Annotated in this window: 16 protein-coding genes; 3 read left to right on the plus strand and 13 right to left on the minus strand. The window is 74.3% G+C overall.

Features of this window, described 5'->3' with window-relative positions; all coding sequences use genetic code 11:
• Positions 1-17: 17 nt before the first annotated feature.
• Positions 18-755 carry an enoyl-CoA hydratase-related protein gene (locus BLASA_RS16285; protein ID WP_014377309.1) on the minus strand — a complete coding sequence of 246 codons (738 nt, stop codon included), beginning with the start codon at positions 753-755 and terminating at the stop codon, positions 18-20.
• A gap of 32 nt (positions 756-787) precedes the next feature.
• Positions 788-2,935, minus strand: coding sequence for an acetate--CoA ligase family protein (locus BLASA_RS16290; protein WP_014377310.1), 2,148 nt, complete (start codon positions 2,933-2,935; stop codon positions 788-790).
• Positions 2,936-3,035: 100 nt separating this feature from the next.
• Here BLASA_RS16290 and BLASA_RS16295 point away from each other — a divergent pair, with 100 nt between their 5' ends.
• Positions 3,036-3,722: a TetR/AcrR family transcriptional regulator gene (locus BLASA_RS16295; protein ID WP_014377311.1), complete on the plus strand. Its 687-nt coding sequence runs from the start codon at positions 3,036-3,038 to the stop codon at positions 3,720-3,722.
• Positions 3,723-3,737: 15 nt separating this feature from the next.
• On the opposite strand, the gene BLASA_RS16300 is transcribed toward BLASA_RS16295, so the two are convergent.
• Genes BLASA_RS16300 through BLASA_RS16315 form a run of 4 tightly spaced genes read right to left on the minus strand, consistent with a single transcriptional unit; the run spans position 3,738 to position 7,078 of the window.
• Positions 3,738-4,511 (minus strand): fumarylacetoacetate hydrolase family protein, encoded by a 774-nt coding sequence (locus BLASA_RS16300; RefSeq protein WP_014377312.1) that lies wholly within the window; start codon positions 4,509-4,511, stop codon positions 3,738-3,740.
• Positions 4,511-5,302 carry an SDR family oxidoreductase gene (locus BLASA_RS16305; RefSeq protein ID WP_014377313.1) on the minus strand — a complete coding sequence of 264 codons (792 nt, stop codon included), beginning with the start codon at positions 5,300-5,302 and terminating at the stop codon, positions 4,511-4,513. Before BLASA_RS16305 ends, BLASA_RS16300 begins: the two co-directional genes overlap by 1 nt.
• Positions 5,303-5,305: 3 nt before the next feature.
• Positions 5,306-6,160, minus strand: coding sequence for a fumarylacetoacetate hydrolase family protein (locus BLASA_RS16310; protein ID WP_014377314.1), 855 nt, complete (start codon positions 6,158-6,160; stop codon positions 5,306-5,308).
• Between the two features lie 30 nt (positions 6,161-6,190).
• On the minus strand, positions 6,191-7,078 hold the full coding sequence (locus BLASA_RS16315) for a dihydrodipicolinate synthase family protein (protein ID WP_014377315.1): 888 nt from the start codon (positions 7,076-7,078) through the stop codon (positions 6,191-6,193).
• A gap of 136 nt (positions 7,079-7,214) precedes the next feature.
• On the opposite strand from BLASA_RS16315, the gene lhgO reads away from it, so the two are divergent.
• Positions 7,215-8,438 (plus strand): L-2-hydroxyglutarate oxidase, encoded by a 1,224-nt coding sequence (gene lhgO, locus BLASA_RS16320; RefSeq protein ID WP_014377316.1) that lies wholly within the window; start codon positions 7,215-7,217, stop codon positions 8,436-8,438.
• 64 nt (positions 8,439-8,502) lie between these two features.
• Positions 8,503-9,702 (plus strand): MFS transporter, encoded by a 1,200-nt coding sequence (locus BLASA_RS16325; protein ID WP_014377317.1) that lies wholly within the window; start codon positions 8,503-8,505, stop codon positions 9,700-9,702.
• Between the two features lie 6 nt (positions 9,703-9,708).
• Here BLASA_RS16325 and BLASA_RS16330 read toward each other — a convergent pair whose 3' ends face one another.
• From BLASA_RS16330 to BLASA_RS16360, 7 genes are read right to left on the minus strand one after another with little or no spacing between them, the layout of a single operon-like run.
• Entirely contained in the window at positions 9,709-10,590 is an 882-nt protein-coding gene (locus tag BLASA_RS16330) for a DUF1932 domain-containing protein (protein WP_014377318.1), read from the minus strand.
• The gene (locus tag BLASA_RS16335; RefSeq protein WP_014377319.1) at positions 10,587-11,270 is read right to left on the minus strand and encodes a dimethylmenaquinone methyltransferase; all 684 of its coding nucleotides are present in this window, start codon (positions 11,268-11,270) and stop codon (positions 10,587-10,589) included. Before BLASA_RS16335 ends, BLASA_RS16330 begins: the two co-directional genes overlap by 4 nt.
• Before the next feature lie 29 nt (positions 11,271-11,299).
• Positions 11,300-12,553, minus strand: a complete 1,254-nt coding sequence (locus BLASA_RS16340; RefSeq protein WP_014377320.1) for an MFS transporter — start codon at positions 12,551-12,553, stop codon at positions 11,300-11,302.
• A complete protein-coding gene (locus BLASA_RS23615) occupies positions 12,550-14,763 on the minus strand; it encodes an Ldh family oxidoreductase (RefSeq protein ID WP_014377321.1) in 2,214 nt (737 codons plus the stop codon). The genes BLASA_RS16340 and BLASA_RS23615 overlap by 4 nt, the downstream gene beginning before the upstream one ends.
• Complete coding sequence (locus BLASA_RS16350) at positions 14,760-15,599, minus strand: DUF6282 family protein (protein ID WP_231839477.1); 840 nt, start codon at positions 15,597-15,599, stop codon at positions 14,760-14,762. Before BLASA_RS16350 ends, BLASA_RS23615 begins: the two co-directional genes overlap by 4 nt.
• A 30-nt stretch (positions 15,600-15,629) precedes the next feature.
• Entirely contained in the window at positions 15,630-17,903 is a 2,274-nt protein-coding gene (locus tag BLASA_RS16355; RefSeq protein WP_014377323.1) for a TRAP transporter permease, read from the minus strand.
• Positions 17,903-18,415: a hypothetical protein gene (locus BLASA_RS16360; RefSeq protein WP_231839478.1), complete on the minus strand. Its 513-nt coding sequence runs from the start codon at positions 18,413-18,415 to the stop codon at positions 17,903-17,905. The genes BLASA_RS16355 and BLASA_RS16360 overlap by 1 nt, the downstream gene beginning before the upstream one ends.
• Between the last annotated feature and the right edge of the window lie 26 nt (positions 18,416-18,441).

Consider the following 18,441-nt stretch of genomic DNA (forward strand, 5'->3'; position numbering starts at 1 on the left):
GCGGTCCGGCGGGGAGGTCAGGCGGTCTCGCGCCGCCGCTGGGACCACATCTGGGTGGCCCGCTCGAAGTGCAGTGCGGCCTCCCAGCCGATCCCGGGCGGGCCGGCCTCGGTGCGGAAGGAGCGGGTGGCCTCGCGGGCCAGCTCCGGGTCCTTGGCCGCGCGCCCGGCGAGCTCCAGCGCGAACTCCTCGACCTGGTCGTCGGGCACGGCCTTCCAGGCCAGGCCGATCTCGGCGGCGCGGACACCGTCGATCTCCTCGCCGAACAGCCCCATCGCGGCGGTGGCCTCGCGGCCGGCCGTCCGGGAGCTGATCGTGAAGTAGCCGCCGCCGGGGTGCAGGCCGATGCGGAGGAAGCCGGCCATCAGCCGCGCAGTCTCCGAGACGATCCGCAGGTCGGTCGCGAGCGCCAGGTTGATGCCGGCGCCGACGGCGGCACCGCGGACGGCGGCGATCGTCGGCACCTGCAGCGTCCCGACCCGGCGGAACGCCTGGTAGACCGCCCCGAGCTCCTTGTAGGTCTTGTCCTCGGCCTGATCGGAGCCCGCCGTCCAGCGCCGGCGATCGGCACCGGAGCAGAACGTGCCGCCCTTGCCCAGGACGACGGCGGCACCGATGGCCGGGTCGCTGTCGACGTCGTCGCAGAGCTCCGACAGCTGCATCCCCATCTCGGGCGTCAGCCCGTTCTTCACCTCGACGTTGTCGACGGTGAGGACGGCGATGCCGCCCTGCTTCTCCAGGTGTACCTGTCCCACGGGGGAAGTCCTGCCTCTCTGTGTCGGTGGTGCTATTCGCCGAGCGGGGCGCGGTGCCCGGTGGTGCGTACCAGCACGTCGACGGCGGTCGCCCCACCGCCCCGCGGCCCGACGATCAGGGGGTTGAGCTCGAACTCCGCGAGCCGCGCGCCACCGGCGACGGCGGCCTGCGACAGCCGCACCACCGCGTCGACGGCGGCGGTCACGTCGGCCGGTGGGGCGCCGCGGAAGCCGGCGAGCAGCGGCCAGGCGCGCAGGCCGCGCAGCATCGTCCAGGCGCGCTCCGGGCTCACCGGGGCGAGCCCGGAGGCGAGATCGCGGTACAGCTCGGTGGTGACCCCGCCGAGGCCGACGGTGATCACCGGCGGGAAGCCGTCCCGGCCGGCGGTCGCGGCGAGGATCAGCTCGGTGCCCGGCGGGATCAGCTCCTGCACCAGCACGCCCTCGACGTCGGGCACGTGGTGCCGGCGGGCGGCCTCGACCAGCTCGGTGAAGACCGCCGCCGCCTCCTCGGCCGCGACGCCCACCCGCACGCCGCCGACCTCGCTCTTGTGCGCCAGGTCGCCGGCGGCGAGCTTCAGCACGCCCGGCCCCGGGAGCGCCGCCACCGCCTCCCGCGCGGCCTCCGGTGTGGTGACCAGGGTCGAGGACGGCTGGGCGATGCCGATCGCGCGCAGCAGCTCCGGCCCGTCGACGACATCGGCAGCGAGCAGCTCGCGCACCCGGGCAGCCGGCACCTCGGGCGCCGGCGGCAGGGCCGGCGCGGTGCCCCGGTGCGCCGGCGGGGCCATCCGGGCGGCGGCACGGGCCACGTCGCCGACCGCGCCGAAGACCGGGATCCCCGCCTCGCGGAACACCCGCCGTCCCTCGGTGGTGAGCTCCTGGCCGGCGATCCAGCCGACCAGCAGCGGGACGGGGAGCTTGGCCGCGGTCGCCACGAGGTCCTCGGCCAGCCGCGCGCCGGCGTCGCCGACCACCATCGTCACGAAGACCGCGATCGCGTCGACCGAGGGGTCGTCGGCGACGATCCGGCACACGTCGCCGAACGCGTGCGCCCCCCGGTTGAACAGCTGGGCGGTGACGTCGACGGGGTTGGCCAGCGCACCGAACGCCGGGATGAGCGGGCGCAGCCGGTCCTGGGTGTCGGCGGACAGCTCGGGCATCTCCAGGCCGAGGTCCTCGCACTGGTCGGCCGCGAGGCTGCCGGCGCCGCCCGAGGTGGTGACGACGGCGACCCGCCGCCCCTCCGACCGCTTGCCGGTGGACAGCACCGCGGCCACCGACAGCAGCTCGTCGATGTCGTGGACCAGCACCACGCCGTGTTCCTCGGAGGTGAGCACGAAGGCGACGTCGTCACCGAGCATGGAGCCGGTGTGGCTGGCCACCGCGCGCCGTCCGGCGCTGGACCGCCCCGAGCGGAGCACCACCAGCTGCTTGTCCGTCTCGCGCGCCCGGCGGGCGAGCGTGGCGTAGGCCTGCCCGTCGTCGGTGGCCTCGACGTACAGCATCAGGACCCGGATGGCCGGGTCCTCCAGCAGCTCCTGCGAGACCTGCACCAGGTCCAGGTCAGCCTGGTTGCCCGTGCTGGCCCAGAACGACAGGCCCAGGCCCATGTCGGTGGCCAGGTCGAGCACCGAGCCACCGACCGCCCCGCTCTGCCCCACGTAGGCCACGCCGCTGTCGGAGGTCAGCGGCCGGTCGGCCGCCGCGGTGAACGTGGCCACCACCCCGGTCGGCGCGTAGAGGAAGCCCTGGCAGTTGGGGCCGAGCACCCGGACGCCGGTCTCCCGCGCCACCGCCGCCAGGCGCTGCTGCAGGGCCAGCCCCCCGGGCCCGACCTCGGCGAAGCCGGAGGCGTAGACGACGGCGGCCGAGGCCCCCGCTGCCGCGGCCTGCCGGATGGCGTCCTCCACCCGGTCGGCGGCCACGAGCACGAGCACCAGGTCGACCGGCCCCGGGACGTCGGCCAGCGTCGGATAGCACCGCTGCCCGACCAGCTCCTCGTAGTTCGGGTTCACCGGGTAGACGGCGCCGGAGTACCCGTGCTCGACCAGGTAGCGCAGCGGCCGGGACATGAGGTTCTCCGAGCGGCCGGAGATGCCCAGCAGTGCGATCCCCCGCGGACGCAGCAGCGCGCCGAGCCCCTCGGGAGCACCGGACTCGGTCGACGGCACGGTCACGGGGTACCGCCTTCCGGGCGGGCGACGGGGTGGACACCAGCAGCTAAGTTGACGTCGATGTCAGTGTCAACCGACGGCCGGCGAATCCGGGAGGGCACCCGTGGTCCAGCATCCGCGCGCGGCTGACGCGCAGGCCCCGGCCGCGTCGCTCCCCGAGGAGATGTCCGGCGCGGCGCGCACGGAGCGCGCACGGGCCATGCGCGCCCGGCTGCTCGCCGCCGCCCGGGACGTGTTCGAGCGCGACGGCTTCCTGGACGCGCGTGTCACGGACATCTCCGCCGCGGCCGGGGTCGCCCACGGCAGCTTCTACACCTACTACCGCTCGAAGACCGATGTGTTCCGGGCGCTGATCGCCGCGACCATGGACGAGCTCTACGCCTCCCTCGGTGGCGCCGCCGACGGGACGCAGCCGGGCTCGCAGCCGCTGGACCCCGTGGACGGCATCGACCGGGCCAACCGCCGGTTCGTGGCGATGTACCGGGAGAACACCGCGCTGATGGCGCTGTTCGAGCAGGTGACCACCTTCGACCCCGAGGTGCGCGCGCTCCGGCACGCGGCCCGCGAGCGGATGGTCGGCCGGGTGCGGCACAGCATCGAGCGGTTCCAGTCCGCCGGCCTCGTCGCCGCCGACCTGGACACCGAGTACAGCGCCCACGCGCTGGTGGCCATGGTGAACGGCCTCGTGCACTACTGGCTGGTGCTCGGCGGCGACTTCGACCAGGAGCGCCTGGTGCACACCATGACCCGGCTGTGGGCGCAGTCGCTGGGGTTGCCCGCCCCCCGCTGACCGGGCCGCGCCGGCTCAGCCGGTGATGCGCGTGCTCAGCGTGCCGATGCCCTCGATGGTCACCGCGATCTCGTCCCTGCGCTGCAGCGAGCCCACCCCGGCCGGGGTGCCGGTGAGCACCACGTCACCGGGCAGCAGGGTCATCGCCTGGCTGACCCAGGAGACGCACGCCGCCACGTCGCGCAGCATGTCGGCGGTCGTGCCGTCCTGGCGCAGCTCGCCGTTGACCGTCGACCGCAGCGACAGCGCCGAGGGGTCGATCTCCGTCTCCACCCAGGGGCCGAGCGGGCAGGAGCCGTCGAAGCCCTTGCCGCGGGTCCACTGCCCCTCGGACTTCTGGATGTCGCGCATGGTCAGGTCGTTGGCCACCGTGTAGCCGAAGACCACGCCGGCGACGTCTTCGGCCGCGACGGCCACGCACCGCCGCCCGATGACGACGGCCAGCTCCCCCTCGTAGTGCAGGTCGGAGGTCAGCGCCGGGTACGGGACCTCGGCGTCCGGCCCCACCACGGCGGTGGAGGGCTTGAGGAACACGATGGGGATCTCGGGCACCTCGTTGCCGAGCTCCTTCGCGTGCTCGGCGTAGTTGCGCCCGAGGGCGACGACCTTGCTCGGCTCCACCGGAGCCAGCAGGGTGACCTCGGCCAGGGGCGTGCGCTCCTCGGTGCGCCGGACGCCGTCGAACGGCGGGCCCTCGAGCCGGACGACGACGGCGTCGTCGCCGTCGCCCTCGACCAGGCCGTAGGACGACGTGCTGCTGCCGGCGGTGGTGTAGCGGGCGAGGCGCATCAGATCGCCTTGACCATGCCGCCGTCGACGAGCAGGTTCTGCCCCGTCATGTACGTGTTGGCGCCCGAGACGAGGAATGCCGCCACCCGGCCGAACTCCTCTGCTTCGCCGTAGCGCCTGATCGGGATCCCCTTCTCCGACTGCGCCCGCACCTCCTCGACCGAGAGGCCGGTCTGCTTCGCCCGGTTGGCGTCGAGGCTGGCCACGCGGTCGGTCGCGATCCGGCCCGGACCCACCGTGTTGACCAGCACGCCGTCGGGGGCGAACTCGGTCGCGAGCGACTTGGCCAGGCCGACGACGGCGATCCGGTAGGTGTTGGACAGCAGCAGGTTCTCGATGGGCTGCTTGACCGACGACGAGGTGACGACGGCGATCCGGCCCCACTGCTGCTCGCGCATGTGCGGCAGCACGCCGCGGATCAGGCGCACCGTGCTCATCAGGTTGAGGTCGTGCGCCCGGTACCACGTCGCGTCGTCGTCGGCTGCGAGGAAGCCTCCGGGCGGTGGGCCGCCGGCGTTGGCGACGAGCACGTCGACGCCACCGAGGCGGCGCCGGGTCTCCTCCAGCAGGCGGGTCACGTCGGCGACGTCGGCGACGTCGGCGGGGCAGTACTCCACCTGCGCGCCGGTGGCCTCGCTGATCTCCGCCGCCGTCTTCGCGAGCTGCTCCTCACCCCGGCTGGAGATCATCACCCGGGCGCCCTCGGCGGCCAGCTGCGTCGCGGTCGCCCGGCCGAGGCCCTTGCTGGCCGCGGTGACGAGCGCGACCTTGCCGGTCAGTTCGAGATCCATCAGTCACTCCACGGGGTTCGAGAGGTCACGGAAGCCGACGATCGAGCAGCCGGTGGTGTCGCCGGGCCGGATGTGGACGGCGCCGGGGGTGCCGGTCGAGATGATGTCGCCCGGCAGGAGGGTCATGACCCGCGAGTGGAAGGCCACCAGCCACCACGGGCGGAAGGTCATGTTCGAGACGACGTTGCGCCGGTGCACCTCGCCGTTGTGCAGGGTCGAGACCTCGAGTGCGTCGACGTCGGGCACCTCGTCCACGGTGACCAGCTCGGGGCCGAAGCTGAAGAACGTGTCGAAGCTCTTCGACCGGGTGAGGTACCGCGGGTTGATCTCGAGGATGTCCTCGGCGGTCATGTCGACGATCGTGGTGAACCCGGCGACGACCGAGGCGGCGTCGGCCTCGTCGACGTCCTTGCACTCCGTGCCGATGATGACCCCGAGCTCGCCCTCGGCCGTCGTCCGCTGCGACTGGGGCGGGATCCGGATCGGGTCGCCGGGGCCGATGATCGCGGTGTCGGGCTTCAGGAAGCTGGCCGGCTCGGTCGACGGCGCCTTCTCCTTCAGATCCGCCGCGTGCTCGACGTAGTTCAGCCCGATGCCCCAGATCTTGCGGGGACGGCGGTAGAGCGGCGCGTGGGCCAGCTGGTCCTGCGGGATGGCGAGGTCGTCGAGCAGCCCGGCCGGCGCCCCGCCCACCCACTGGCGCAGCGCCTGCACCTCACCGTTCTCCAGCAGCTCCTGCACCGTGCCCGACCAGGTGGTGCCCAAAGCCTCGTTCACCGCCGTGAGCAGCACGGCACCGGATGGCCGGACGAGCGCGGCCGGCTCGGCACCGTCGATCCGCAGGGACGTCAGTCGCACAGGGGCTCCTAGCTCTCGGGGGACGGTCGCTCAGAGCCCGACGGCGCTGATCAGGTCGTCGAGCTCGGCGAGAGTGATGTCGTCGACGGGCGGGGCCGGGAAACGGGCGTGCGGTGAGCTGATCGCTCCCCGCCGGGCGAACACCTGCTTGCGGATGGTGACCCCGCCGACGCCGAGCTGCGCCTCGTAGCGGATCAGCGGCAGGTGCCGGAAGAAGTACTCCTGCGCCTCCGCGCGCTGCCCGGCCACGAACTTCTCGTAGGTGCCGACGAGGACCTGCGGGAAGCCGAACCCGGTCATGATCCCGTCGGCACCGCGGAGCAGCTCCTCGTACAGGTACACCCCGCCGAGGCCGCCGAAGATGCCCACCGGCGAGCGCACCGCGTTCCGCACCGCGGTGATCTTCGGGAGGGTCGGCGTCTCCTCGAGCTTGAGGTACCGGCAGCCCTCGATCTCGTCGAGCAGCCGGACCAGGAACGGGGCGGGCATGGTCACGCCGGTGTTGACCGGCTCGTCCTGCACGACCACCGGCACCGACACCGCCTCGGCCACCCGGCGGAAGTGCTCGAAGACCAGATCCAGGTTCTTGGTGTTGTCCGGCGGCGCCAGCATGACCGCGGCGGCGCCGGCGTCCTCCGCGCGGCGCGCGTAGTCCAGGGCCATCCGGGTCGCGCGGGCCGAGATGCCGGCCACGACCGGTGCGCGCCCCGCGGTCGCCTGCACGTAGCGCCGCAGCACCCGCTCCCGCTCCTCGTCGAGGAGCTTGGCGGCCTCCCCCATGATGCCGAGGATGGTGAGGCCGTGCGCCCCGGCACCGAGGTAGTCCTCGACGAGGGTGTCGATGCTGGCCTCGTCGACCGCCCCGTCGTCGGTGAAGGGCGTCAGCGTGATGGGCAGCACGCCCCGGAGGGCGCTCACCGCCGGACACCCCGCGGGAACGGCCCGACGGCCCGGCTGCGACACTCGGTGACTGGGATCACAGGCACACCGTAGCGGCTGCCGGGACCGGTTCCCCGGCCCGGGGTGGCCGTGCGGAGCACACGATCGGAGCAGGATGACCCCCTCTCGCTTCGCCGTCGTCGGCGGCGGCATCATCGGCGCCGCGGTGGCGCGGCGGCTGCTCCAGCTGCGGCCCGACGCCCAGGTGACGCTGCTGGAGAAGGAGGACCGGCTGGCCGCGCACCAGACCGGCCGCAACAGCGGCGTGGTGCACGCCGGCCTGTACTACGAGCCGGGCTCGCTCAAGGCGCTGCTCTGCCGACGCGGGGTCGGCCTGCTCCAGGAGTTCTGCGCCGAGAAGGACCTCGGCTACCAGGAGATCGGCAAGGTGCTGGTCGCCCTCGACGCCGCCGAGCAGTCCCGGCTGGACGCCATCGCCGAGCGGGCCCGCGCCAACGGGGTCCCCGGCATCCGGATCATCGACCGGGCCCAGCTGCACGAGCTCGAGCCGCACGTCACCGGCGTCGCCGGCCTGCACTCCCCCACCACCGCGATCGTCGACTACGCCGGGATCACCCGGCAGCTGGCCGCCGACGCCCAGGCGTCCGGGGCCACGATCCGCACCGGGTTCGCCGTCACGGGGCTGCGGCACACCTCCGGTGGGCCGGCCGAGGAGGTCGTCGTGCAGGGGGCCACCGGTGAGGAGCTCGCCGTCGACCAGGTCGTGCTCTGCGCCGGCCTGCAGGTCGACCGGCTCGCCCAGCTCGCCGGCGACGTCCCCGCCCCCCGCATCGTGCCCTTCCGCGGCGAGTACTTCGCCCTGGTCCCCGAGAAGCGATCCCTGGTCAACGGGCTGGTGTACCCGGTGCCCGACCCGCGCTACCCGTTCCTCGGGGTGCACCTGACCCCCCGGTTCGACGGCGAGGTGCTCGTCGGCCCCAACGCCGTGCTCGCCATGGCGCGGGAGGGCTACCGCCGCCGCGACGTCAGCGCCAAGGAGCTCGCCGAGATCGTCCGCTACGCCGGCTTCCGGAAGTTCGCCAAGCAGCACTGGAAGACCGGCATCGCCGAGATGCGGGGCTCGCTGAGCAAGCGCACCTTCACCGCCGCCGCCCAGCGCTACGTCCCCGAACTCACCGTTGCGGACCTGGTCCCCGCCACCGCCGGCATCCGCGCCCAGGCGCTCGAATCCGACGGCAGCCTCGTCGACGACTTCCGCATCACCCGCACCGGCGCCGTCGTCGCCGTCCGCAACGCGCCCTCCCCCGCCGCGACCTCCTCGCTGGCGATCGCCGAGCACATCGTCGACGACCTCCTCGGCCGCGGCCCGGAGTCGTGACCGGGGCCGCCTTCCGCCGGCGGGTCTGACCGCCGTGCGCCCGCCTCCCGGGACCCGCGGCCCGGTGAGCTCCCGGACCGCGGCCACCGCGGCGGTGAGCGTCACCACCGCCGGTGTGCTGCCCGGCTTCATGGTCGGCGTGCTGTGGGTGCAGCTGCGCGCGGACCTCGGCTTCGGCCCCTCGCTGCTGGGCGTGCTGGTGGCCTGCTTCTTCTTCTCCTCCGCCCTGGCCGCCTTCACCGCCGGCATGGTGGTGCGCCGCTTCGGCACCTCCCCGGTCGTGCGGCTCTCGGCGCTGGTGGCCGCCATCTCGATGCTGGTCATCGCCGTGGCGGCGCAGCACACCCCCGTGCTCGTCGGTGCCCTCGTCGTCGCGGGCTGGGGCAACGGCATCGGGCAGCCGGCCAGCAACGACCTGATCGCCCGGGCGGTGACCCCCGAGCGCCACGGGCTGGCCTACGGCACGAAGCAGGCGGCGATCCCGCTGGCGACGATGCTCGCCGGGGCGGCGGTCCCGCTGGTCGCCATCCCGTTCGGGTGGCGGCCGGCGTTCGCGATCGGTGCCGGGCTGGCCCTGCTCGTGATGCTCACCGTCCCCAGCGGCCGCCGGCTCCCCCCACGGGGCGCCGCCGCGGCGTCGGAGGCGGCGGGGCCCTTCCGCCGCGCCGCGCTGGTCGTGCTGGCCTGCGGCATCATGCTCGGCGCGGCCACCGGCAACGCGCTCGGCTCGTTCTTCGTCGCCACCGCCGTCGACTCCGGCATCTCCCCCGGCACGGCCGGGCTGCTCGCCGCGGTGGCCAGCGCCGCCGGCGCGTCGGCCCGGATCGCGGTCGGCTGGCTGGCGGACAAGGTGCGCACCCGGTGGCTGCTCGTGGTCGCCGCCCAGATGGCGATCGGCGGCCTGTCCTACGCGCTGCTGGGCACCGGGGTGGAGGTGCTCATCGCCGCCGGTGCGGTGATCGGCTACTGCACCGGCTGGGCGTGGGCCGGGTTGTCCACCTACTCCGTCGCCCGGATGCACCCGGGCATGGCCGCCCGCGCCACCTCGATCACCCAGGGCGGGATGGGCGCCGGGGCGGCGCTGGGACCGCTGCTGTTCGGCCTCCTCGTCGCGGCGACCTCCTACGCGGTCGCCTGGTACACCACGGCTGCGGTCTCGGTGGTCGCCGGGGCGGTGATCGTCCAGGGCCGCCGGATGCTCCTGCGGGACCGGCCCGGGCTGGTGGCCGCGCAGCAGCTGCGGCGGCGAACCCGGCATGCCTGACCCGGCTCACCCGGGCAGGCCGCGGAGCACCTCCAGGGCGGCGGTCAGCGACGTCGGCACGGCGCCCGGCTCGTGCCCGGCCGCGGCCAGGCCCCGAGCGCTGCGCTCGTGCCGCTGCACGAGCCCGCTCGAGAGCAACGGCGGCACGCCGGTCCCCGCGACGGTGTCCCGGGCCATCCGCACCTCGACCGCCCGGCGGCCGGCATGGGCCACGTGCGTGGTGACCAGCATGGTGGCGAAGTCCCGCGTCGGGTAGCGGTCGAGCGTCTCCTCCACCATGGCGATCAGCGGCTCGACGACGTCGAGCTCCTGTGCCGCCAGCAGGGCCTCCACCCACAGTCCCTCCATGCCCTTGACCACGACGCTGCGCAGCATCTTCAGGGCCGCCGCGGCACCGACCTCGCTGCCGACGACGGAGGCGTTGAACCCCAGCCCGATCAGCAGCCCGGCGGCCTCGGCGGCGTCCGGTCCGGCCAGCGAGATCGGGATCGCCGCGCCGTCGAGGGTGATCCCGCCGCCGGTCATCACCCCGTCGACCACCCGCACACCGGCCAGCGCCGCGGCGACCTCATGCTTGGCGGTCGGCTCGGTCGAGTTCAGGTCGACGTAGAGGGCGCCGTCCCCGGCGTGCGGCGCGTAACCGGTCGCGGCGGCCACCGCCGTCGCCGGGGTGACCAGCGAGAGGACGACCTCCCGGTCGGCGAGCGCGGCGACGTCGTCGGCCGCCGTCGCGCCCGCAGCGGTGATCGCCGCGCGCACCGCCGGCCCCCGGGCCGGGTCGGCCAGGACGCGGTCGTGCACCAGCAGGTCGGCCCCGGCGGCCGCCACCGCCCCGCCGATGACCCGCCCGGCCTCCCCGAACCCGAGCAGGCCCCAGCGGAGGCTCACCGGGGGCCGTCCCCGGTCACGAGCTCCTCGGTGAGCGTCTCCAGCACCCAGGAGCGGTCGAACGTGCCCGCGGCGATCTCGGCGAACTGCTCCTCCTCGGCGCGCAACCGCTGCTCCCCGCGGCCCACCACCTCGGACCCGCGCTCGTGCGGCACGACCACCACGCCGTCGGCGTCGCCGACCACCAGATCGCCCGAGCGGACCACGCTGCCGCCGGCCTGCACCGGCCCGTGCACCTCCCCCGGCCCGTCCTTGTACGGGCCGAGGTGGTTGATGCCCGCCGCGAAGACCGGGATCGGCCCGGCGGCCAGCCCCTCGGCGTCCCGGACGGCGCCGTCGACGACGATCGCGGCGATCCCCCGGGTGACGGCGTAGCGACCCATGATCTCGCCGAGGACCGCCCGTTCGAGGAATCCGCCGCCGTCCACCACCAGCACGTCGCCGGGCTCGGCCAGATCGAGGGCGCGGTGGATGACCAGGTTGTCCCCGGGGCGCGTGCGCACGGTCAGCGCCGGCCCGGCCACCCGTGGCCAGCGCCCACCGGGGACCCAGTGCACCCCGCGGACACCACCGACCCGCTCCATGCTGTCGGACAGGATGCTGGTGGGCAGGTCGCGGCAGCGGACCAGCAGCCCGGGGTCGGGCCGCGGGCCCGCGGGGTGACGGCGACAGGTGCTCATCTCGGTCCTCCAGGTGGGGGTCGGGGGGTTCAGGTGGGCGCCTGCAGGTCGGCGTCCTGCACGGGCACCCGGCGGCGGAGACCGGGAACCGGCAGCCCACGCGACCGGCGGACCATGCGGCGGCTGAGGCGGATCGTGACGGCGGCGAGCAGGCTGAGCACCGCAGCGGTCAGCCAGGCGGCGGGATAGGAGAACGTCTGCGCGACGACGCCGAAGAACAGCGGTCCGCCGGCTGCGCCCAGGGACAAGCCGGTCTGCACGAACCCGGTCACCGACGCAGCGGCGGCCCGGTTGTCGCGGATCACGGCGAAGTGGAACAGACCCGTCCAGGCCCAGCCCAGGCCGTAGGCCATCGCCGCACCCAGGACGAACAGCGCGGTCTGCCCGGTGGCCAGGAAGCCGTAGCCGAGGGCGCCGCCGGTGAGCAGGTTGGCGATGAACAGGTAGCGGCTCCGGTCGGGATGCCGGTCGGCCAGCCACCCGAAGCCGATCCGGTTTCCCAGGCCCAGCACCGAGCAGGCGGCGAAGAGCAGCCCGGCCCGGCCGGGCGCCACGCCCGCCGCGACGGCGGAGTCGACGAGGAAGACGCCGGTGGACGTCGAGGCCGCCGCACCGAGGAACCCGCCGAGGGTCAGCACCAGCAGCCCTCCGCGCGGCAGGCCCTTGTCCGGTGCGCCGGTGTCCGCGGTCCGGGGCCCGGCGTGCGCGTCCCGCCCGCCGACGGCCGTCGCGACGAGCAGCAGTACCGCCAGCGCGACCGCTGCGGCGGCCGCCCAGCGCCATCCGAAGACCAGCGCGATGCCGGGGACGGAGAGACCGCCGAGCAGGGTGGCCGCCGGGATCGACGACTGCTTGATGCCGAAGGCCAGCCCGAGCCGGTGCTCGGTCACGAACTCGGAGATGCCGAGGTTGGCCGCGGGCTGGGCGACCGCGTTGCCCAGCCCGCCGATCGCCAGGCCGGCCATCAGCCAGCCCGCCGACGAGGCGGTGCCGATGGTGACCAGCGAGCCGATCGCCAGCACCGCGGCCAGCACCGCGCCCCTGCGCGCGCCCAGTCGTTGCACCAGCCGCCCGCCGGGCCGCGCGCAGGTGCCGGACACGGCGAACAGCGTCGCCGCAGCCAGGCCGAACAGTCCCAGGCCCACCTCGAGGTCGGCGCGGATCTGCACCGCCAGCGCGCCGACCAGGAAGGCCGGCAGCACCCCCAGGACCGAGACGGCGACGGCCTGCAGGATCGCGCGGGTCGACGCCGGGGCTCCGGCTCCTGGGGGCGGTCCGGTCACCGAGCGGGCACACCCAGGGGCCGGCCGACCCGTTCCCCGAGCTGCCGGAGGGCGGCGTGGGTCCCGGCGTCCAACGGCACGCCCTGCACCCGTCGGGCGGTCCGCTCGGCCGCCGCCCGCTGGCCGGGCGTCCGCACCGGTAGCGCGGGGTCCACCGGGATCAGCGCGCGCAGCTCGCCGAGCAGCCGCTGGGTCTCGGCCTGCATGCGGGTCGGGTCCCCGAGCCGTGCGGGGTCGAGGACGACGACCAGGTGGCTGGTCCGGGGAGGGCCGGTCACGGCGCGGGCGGTCAGGTTGCCGACGCCCGGACCGAACGGCCCTCCGGCGAGCACGGCCGTGAGGAGCTCGACCAGCAGCGCCAGGCCGTACCCCTTGTGGCTGGAGTGCTCGCGGTCGCTGCCCAGAGGCAGGAGCGGGCCCTTGCCCGGGTAGACCGCGCCCGGGTCGGTGGTCGGGTGGCCCTCGGCCGTCAGGCCCCAGCCCAGCGGGATCTGCTTCCCCAGGCGCAGCGCGATCTCGAACTTGCCGCCGGCGACCGCCGACGTCGCCATGTCGAAGACCATGGGTTCCTCGCCGGCCACCGGCATGCCCAGCGCCAGCGGGTTGGTGCCGAAGTAGGGGCGGGCCGAGCCGGTGGGCGCGACGATCGGCCCGGTGTTGGTCGCGGCGATGGCCACCAGACCCTGCCGCGCCGCGTCGTAGACGTAGGAACCGCTGGCCCCGTGGTGGCTGCTGTCCCGCACGTTCACCCAGCCCAGACCGAGCCGGCGCGCCCGCTCCACCGCCTCGTGCAGCGCCACGGCGGTGACCGGGTGGCCGAGCATGCCGTGGCCGTCGACGAGCGCCACCGCGCCACCGTCGGAGTGCACCGTCGGTTCGGCGTCGGCCGTGATCGCCCCGCTGCCGATCATCGCGACGTACGCGGGCAGGCGGGCGATGCCGTGCGAGTCGATGCCGGACAGGTCGGCATAGGCCAGCACGTGGGCGACCTCCCGGGCGTGGGACGGCCGCACGCCCACCGCCTCGAGCACCTCGACGGTCCACGCCTGCAGGTCGTCGGCCGGCACCCGCACCGCGGGCTCCGCGACCGCCTCGACGGCTTCCACGCCGGCCGGCTCCTGGGCCGTGCGCGGCTCGGTGGCCCCGGTGGCTGCCGTCGTACCGGCGTCGTCGAAGGCGGCGAGCACGGCCGCGGCCACGTCCCGGGTCCCGGCCGCGGCGACCCCGTCGGGGGCGAGGTCGTAGGTCCACGGTCCCTGGCGGAGGACGGTCTGCACGGCCGTCCGCAGCCGGTCGCCGAGCGTGCGGGTCTCCGCGAAGTGCTGCAGCAGCGCGACGAGCGCGAGGAAGCCGCCGAGCGGATTCACCTGGTCGCGGCCCGTGCGCCGCGGAGCCGAGCCGTGTGCCGGCTCGAACAGGCCCTGGCAGCGCCCCTGCACCGGTTCCCCCGGGTGGATCGAGGCGGAGCCGCAGAGCGCCGGGGAACCGGCCCGGCCGGCCGCGAGGTCGCTGAGGATGTCGCCGAGCAGACCTTCGGTGACGATCACGTCGGGCACCGCGCCGCCCGAGCCCAGCTCGAAGGCCGCACGGTCGACGAAGCGGTGCTCGACCGGCACGCCGCGCCGGCCGGCGACCTCGGTGGCGACGTCCCGCCACAGCCGCCCGGTCGCGTACAGGTTCGCCTTGTCCACCGACACCAGGCGGCCGCCGCCGCGTTGCCGCGCCCGGTCGATGCCGAGCTCGACCACCTCGGCGATCCGCTCGGGGGTCAGCCGGAGCACGTCGGCCGCCTCACCGCCGTCCTGGGAGTAGGTCCGGTCGCCCGGCCCGGTGCCGTAGGACCCGCCGATCAGGTTGCGCACGACGGTGAGGTCCCTGTCCTCGCCCATGGGGACGTCCCGGACGGAGATCCGCAGGTCGTACCGCTCGCGCAGCCGGTGCAGCGCCACCTCCGGTCGGGGGCAGACCTCGGCCGGCACCCCCGGGTCCTCGCCGACCGCGCCGAGGAGGATGGCATCGGCCGCGTCGCAGGCGGCGAGGGTCTCCTCGGGCAGCACCTCCCCGGTGGCGGCCGCGGCGCGAGCGCCCACCGGCCAGGGGCCGGTCACCTCGACCGCGCCCTCCTGGGCGAGCTGCCGGAGCAGTCGCGAGGGACCGTCCAGCACCTCCTCGCCGACGCCGTCGCCGGGGAGGAGCGCGATCCGGATCACCGCTGCACCAGCCGCCGGCCGACCGTGGTCATAATCAGCTCGGCGTCCGACTCCCCCACCGACCGTTCGAGGTCGGCCAGCCAGCCGGGCAGCGCCTGCTGCATGGTCGGGTAGTGGGCGTGGCCCAGGTCGCCGCCGAAGGCCAGCATGTCGTGCGGGTAGACCTCTCCGAGGGTCGTCGAGGGCGGGCCGTCGGTGGTCAGGATGTCGGGCAGGATGCCGAGCTCGAGGACGACGCCGAGGTCGGCGAACTCCGGAGCGGCGTCGTCGTCCCACTGCAGGAACGGCATCCGCGGGTGGTTGAGCAGCATGCGGGTGACCCCGGCGGCCTTCGCCGCGCGGAACAGCACGAGCGCCTGCGAGCAGGTCAGGTGACCCGACGCCAGCACCAGGTCGTGCGCGGCGACGACATCGATGACGTCGTGCCAGTCGGGCAGCAGGGCCCCGGCCTCGTCGAGGACGTCGACCTGCCGGAACGCCAGCGTGCGGTGGACCGACAGCTCCGGGCTGGACGCCGACGCGATGTGCGCCGGCGCCGAGACCGTGGGCATCCAGACCACCCGGCCGCCGAGCCGGGCGGCCACCTCCACCGCATCGGGGTTGGCCCCGCCCACCGGGGAGTTCAGCACGATCCCGCCGACGACCTCGACCCCCGCGGCGCCTGGTCGGTCAGCGGCGAGCGCGGCCCGCTCCGCCGTCGAACCCTCGTGCGCCTTGAGGACGGCGAAGTCGACGCCGACCGCCCCGTGCGCGCCGAGCACCTCGTGGTCGAGCCCGTGCCGCTCGATCAGACTGGGCGCGCCGTGGACGTGCAGGTCGGCAACCCCGGAGATCATGGCCTCCCCCACCGGACGACGTGGCTCATGTCAGTGCTCCCCGCGGTCGTCGGTGCCCGTCGTGCTGCGGGGTGCGGCGGTCGCGCCCGAGCCGGCCGGCGACCCGGGCGCCGCCGACGCCTGCTCGGGATCGCTCTCCCCACCGGGGAGCATCGCGCCGAGCGGGCCGCCCACGGAGTGCCCGGCGCGCCGGCGCATCAGCAGGTGCACCAGCGTCCCGGCGAGGCCGAGCCCGACGCCCACGCCGATCCACAGCGGCTCCATGACCAGCAGCGCGAGCGCCGCGCCCAGGAACAGCACCCGCTCCGGCCAGCCGGCCGGGCCGATCAGCCACTTGCCGGTGACGACGGCGAGCGCGCCCACGGCGAGCGAGGAGGCGACGAACGCGATGGCGACCGTGGCGGCACCGCCCTCGAACAGCAGGCCGACCCCGTTCGGCGACAGCACGAAGATGAACGGCACCAGGAAGGCCGGCAGCGTGTACTTCCAGGTGAGCCACATGGTGGGCACCGGTTTGCCCCCGGTGATCGCCGCTGCGGCGAACGGCGAGAGGGCCGTCGGCGGCGACACCTCGCTGAGCACCGCGTAGTAGAAGATGAACATCGCGGCGGCGAACGGCTCGACGCCCACCTGCTGGAGAGCCGGCGAGATGATCACGAACGAGATGATGAAGCTCGCCGTGACCGGTACCGCCAGGCCGAGCAGCACGACGACGACGGCCGAGAACAGTGCGGTCAGGGCCAGGCTGCCACCGGCGAAGTCGACGATGATGCCCGCGAGCCGCAGCGCCAGACCGGTGAGGGTCATGACACCGACGATGATCCCGGCGACCGCCATGACGGGGATGACCGAGAGGGCACCGACCGCGCCCTGGCCGAGCGCGTGCCAGAGCCGCTTGGGCGTCATCCAGTGCTCGCGGTCCAGGAAGCTCAGCAGGAAGGCCAGTGCGGTGGCGTACACGACCGCGCGGAAGGGCGTGTAGCCCAGGGCCAGGAAGAAGACGATCGCGGCCAGCGAGCTGAAGTGGTACCCGAACCGGAAGAGCAGCCGCCACGCCGACTTGTCCTCCACCTCCACCTGGTGCGTGCCGTGCCGGCGGGCGTCGAACTCGATCGCCAGGATGATCCCGAGGTAGTACAGGATCGTCGGGATCGTCGCCCAGATCAGCACCTCGAGATAGGAGACGTTGAGCAGCTCGGCGATGATGAACGCCGCGGCGCCGAGGGTGGGCGGCGACATGATGGCGCCGATACCGGCAGCGGCGAGCACACCGCCACCGGCCTCCGACGAGTAACCGGCCTTGCGCAGCAGCGGCCAGCCGAAGCCACCGAGGGTCACCGTCGTCGCCACGCCGGAGCCCGACACCGTGCCGAGCAGGAAGCCCGACAGCGTCACCGTGCGGCCGGGACCGGCCGCCGACTGACCGAAGGCGGCGAAGGACAGGTCGATGAAGAACTTCGTCGCGCCGGAGGCGGCCAGCACCGCACCGTAGATGGTGAACAGGATGATGTAGGTCGCGGCGACGTCGAGCGGTACGCCGAAGATGCCCTGGGTCCCCATGACGTTGTGCCCGATGAGCCGCGGCCACTGGAAGTCCGCGGTGGTGAACGGGCTGGGCATGGACGAACCGAAGTAGGCCATGGCCAGGAACCCGAGCACCACGATGGGGACCAGCAGGCCCACCGTGCGCCGGGCCGCCTCCAGCACCAGGAGGACCAGCAGGGTGCCCACGATGAGGTCGGTGTCCGTCGGGACGATGGCCCGGCGGAAGAAGCCCTGCCAGTCGTAGACCATGTAGAGACCCGGCGCCAGCGAGGCCAGGGCGAGGAGCCAGTCGAGGATGTTCGGGTGGTCGGCCTTGCCCTTCAGCTTGTCCGTGTCCGACCGGCCCCAGCCGCGGTAGGTCAGGAAGGTCAGGAACAACCCGATGCTGAGGAACAGCGGGAGGTACACCTGCCGCGGCATGGGGTTGAACACCCAGTAGAGGGCGAAGAGGGACAGCCCGACGCCCACGACCGCGACGACGTAACCGGGGATGCCGGTGAGGTGCCGCGCGGGCTTCTCCGCCTCGTACTCGGCGAGCAGCGCCTCCTCGTCGATCTCGTCGGGGTCCACCTCCCGGTCCCGGTCGATGCTCTTGTCGATGGTGGAGGCGTCCTCGACCCCGGCCCGCGCGCCCGGGCTGGCCGGTGGCGCCCCCGGGACGTCGCCCGGGGTCCTGCCGGGGTCACCGCCCGCTGTGGTCGCCCCGCCGTCGGCCGGCTCCGGTCCGGTCTGCTTCTGCGTCCGGCGTCGGAGATTCATCAACTCTCCTCGATGTCGAGTATCACGGAGGGGTTTTCTGTGACGACGCGCTGCCAGATCGGGACCGGCTCCGAGCCGGGCACGAACAGTGTGCGCTCGCCGAGGTCGGTTGCGGCGATGCGGAGATCCTCGAAGACGGCCGGCCGGCTCGGGTCGGGATCCACCACGAACGGGAGCCGGTCGCCCGGCGGCGACGGTCGCGGCGGGCCAGGGACGGCGTAGTACTCCTCGAGGACGGCGACCTGCTCCGCGGCCAGTTCCACCAGCTCGAAGCGGCCGTCCGGGAGCACCCGGTACCGCTCCTCGGCGAGCGTCCGGTAGATGCTGTTGCGGTACCCGACGGCGAACGTGTCGCCGGCGAGAGGGACCCGCGCGATCAGTTTCCCGTCCGGCCCGCGCACGGTGACAGCCTGCTCCCCCTCGCCCCCCGTGGCGACCGCTGCGACGCCGCCCGCCACGGCGATCGCCGTGAGCACGGCGAGCAATCCGATCAGCAGGCGACGGCGGCGCACGGCGAGGAGGCGGGGATGCCCGGTGC

Source organism: Blastococcus saxobsidens DD2, from assembly GCF_000284015.1.
Lineage (GTDB): Bacteria > Actinomycetota > Actinomycetes > Mycobacteriales > Geodermatophilaceae > Blastococcus > Blastococcus saxobsidens_A.

What these genes read in the sequence shown, in the direction of transcription:
- BLASA_RS16300 (WP_014377312.1), bottom strand. Translation starts at nt 4,511, where the DNA reads ATGCGCCTCGCCCGCTACACCACCGCCGGCAGCAGCACGTCGTCCTAC.
- BLASA_RS16305 (WP_014377313.1), bottom strand. Translation starts at nt 5,302, where the DNA reads ATGGATCTCGAACTGACCGGCAAGGTCGCGCTCGTCACCGCGGCCAGC.
- lhgO (WP_014377316.1), top strand. Translation starts at nt 7,215, where the DNA reads ATGACCCCCTCTCGCTTCGCCGTCGTCGGCGGCGGCATCATCGGCGCC.
- BLASA_RS16335 (WP_014377319.1), bottom strand. Translation starts at nt 11,270, where the DNA reads ATGAGCACCTGTCGCCGTCACCCCGCGGGCCCGCGGCCCGACCCCGGG.
- BLASA_RS16350 (WP_231839477.1), bottom strand. Translation starts at nt 15,599, where the DNA reads ATGATCTCCGGGGTTGCCGACCTGCACGTCCACGGCGCGCCCAGTCTG.
- BLASA_RS16355 (WP_014377323.1), bottom strand. Translation starts at nt 17,903, where the DNA reads ATGAATCTCCGACGCCGGACGCAGAAGCAGACCGGACCGGAGCCGGCC.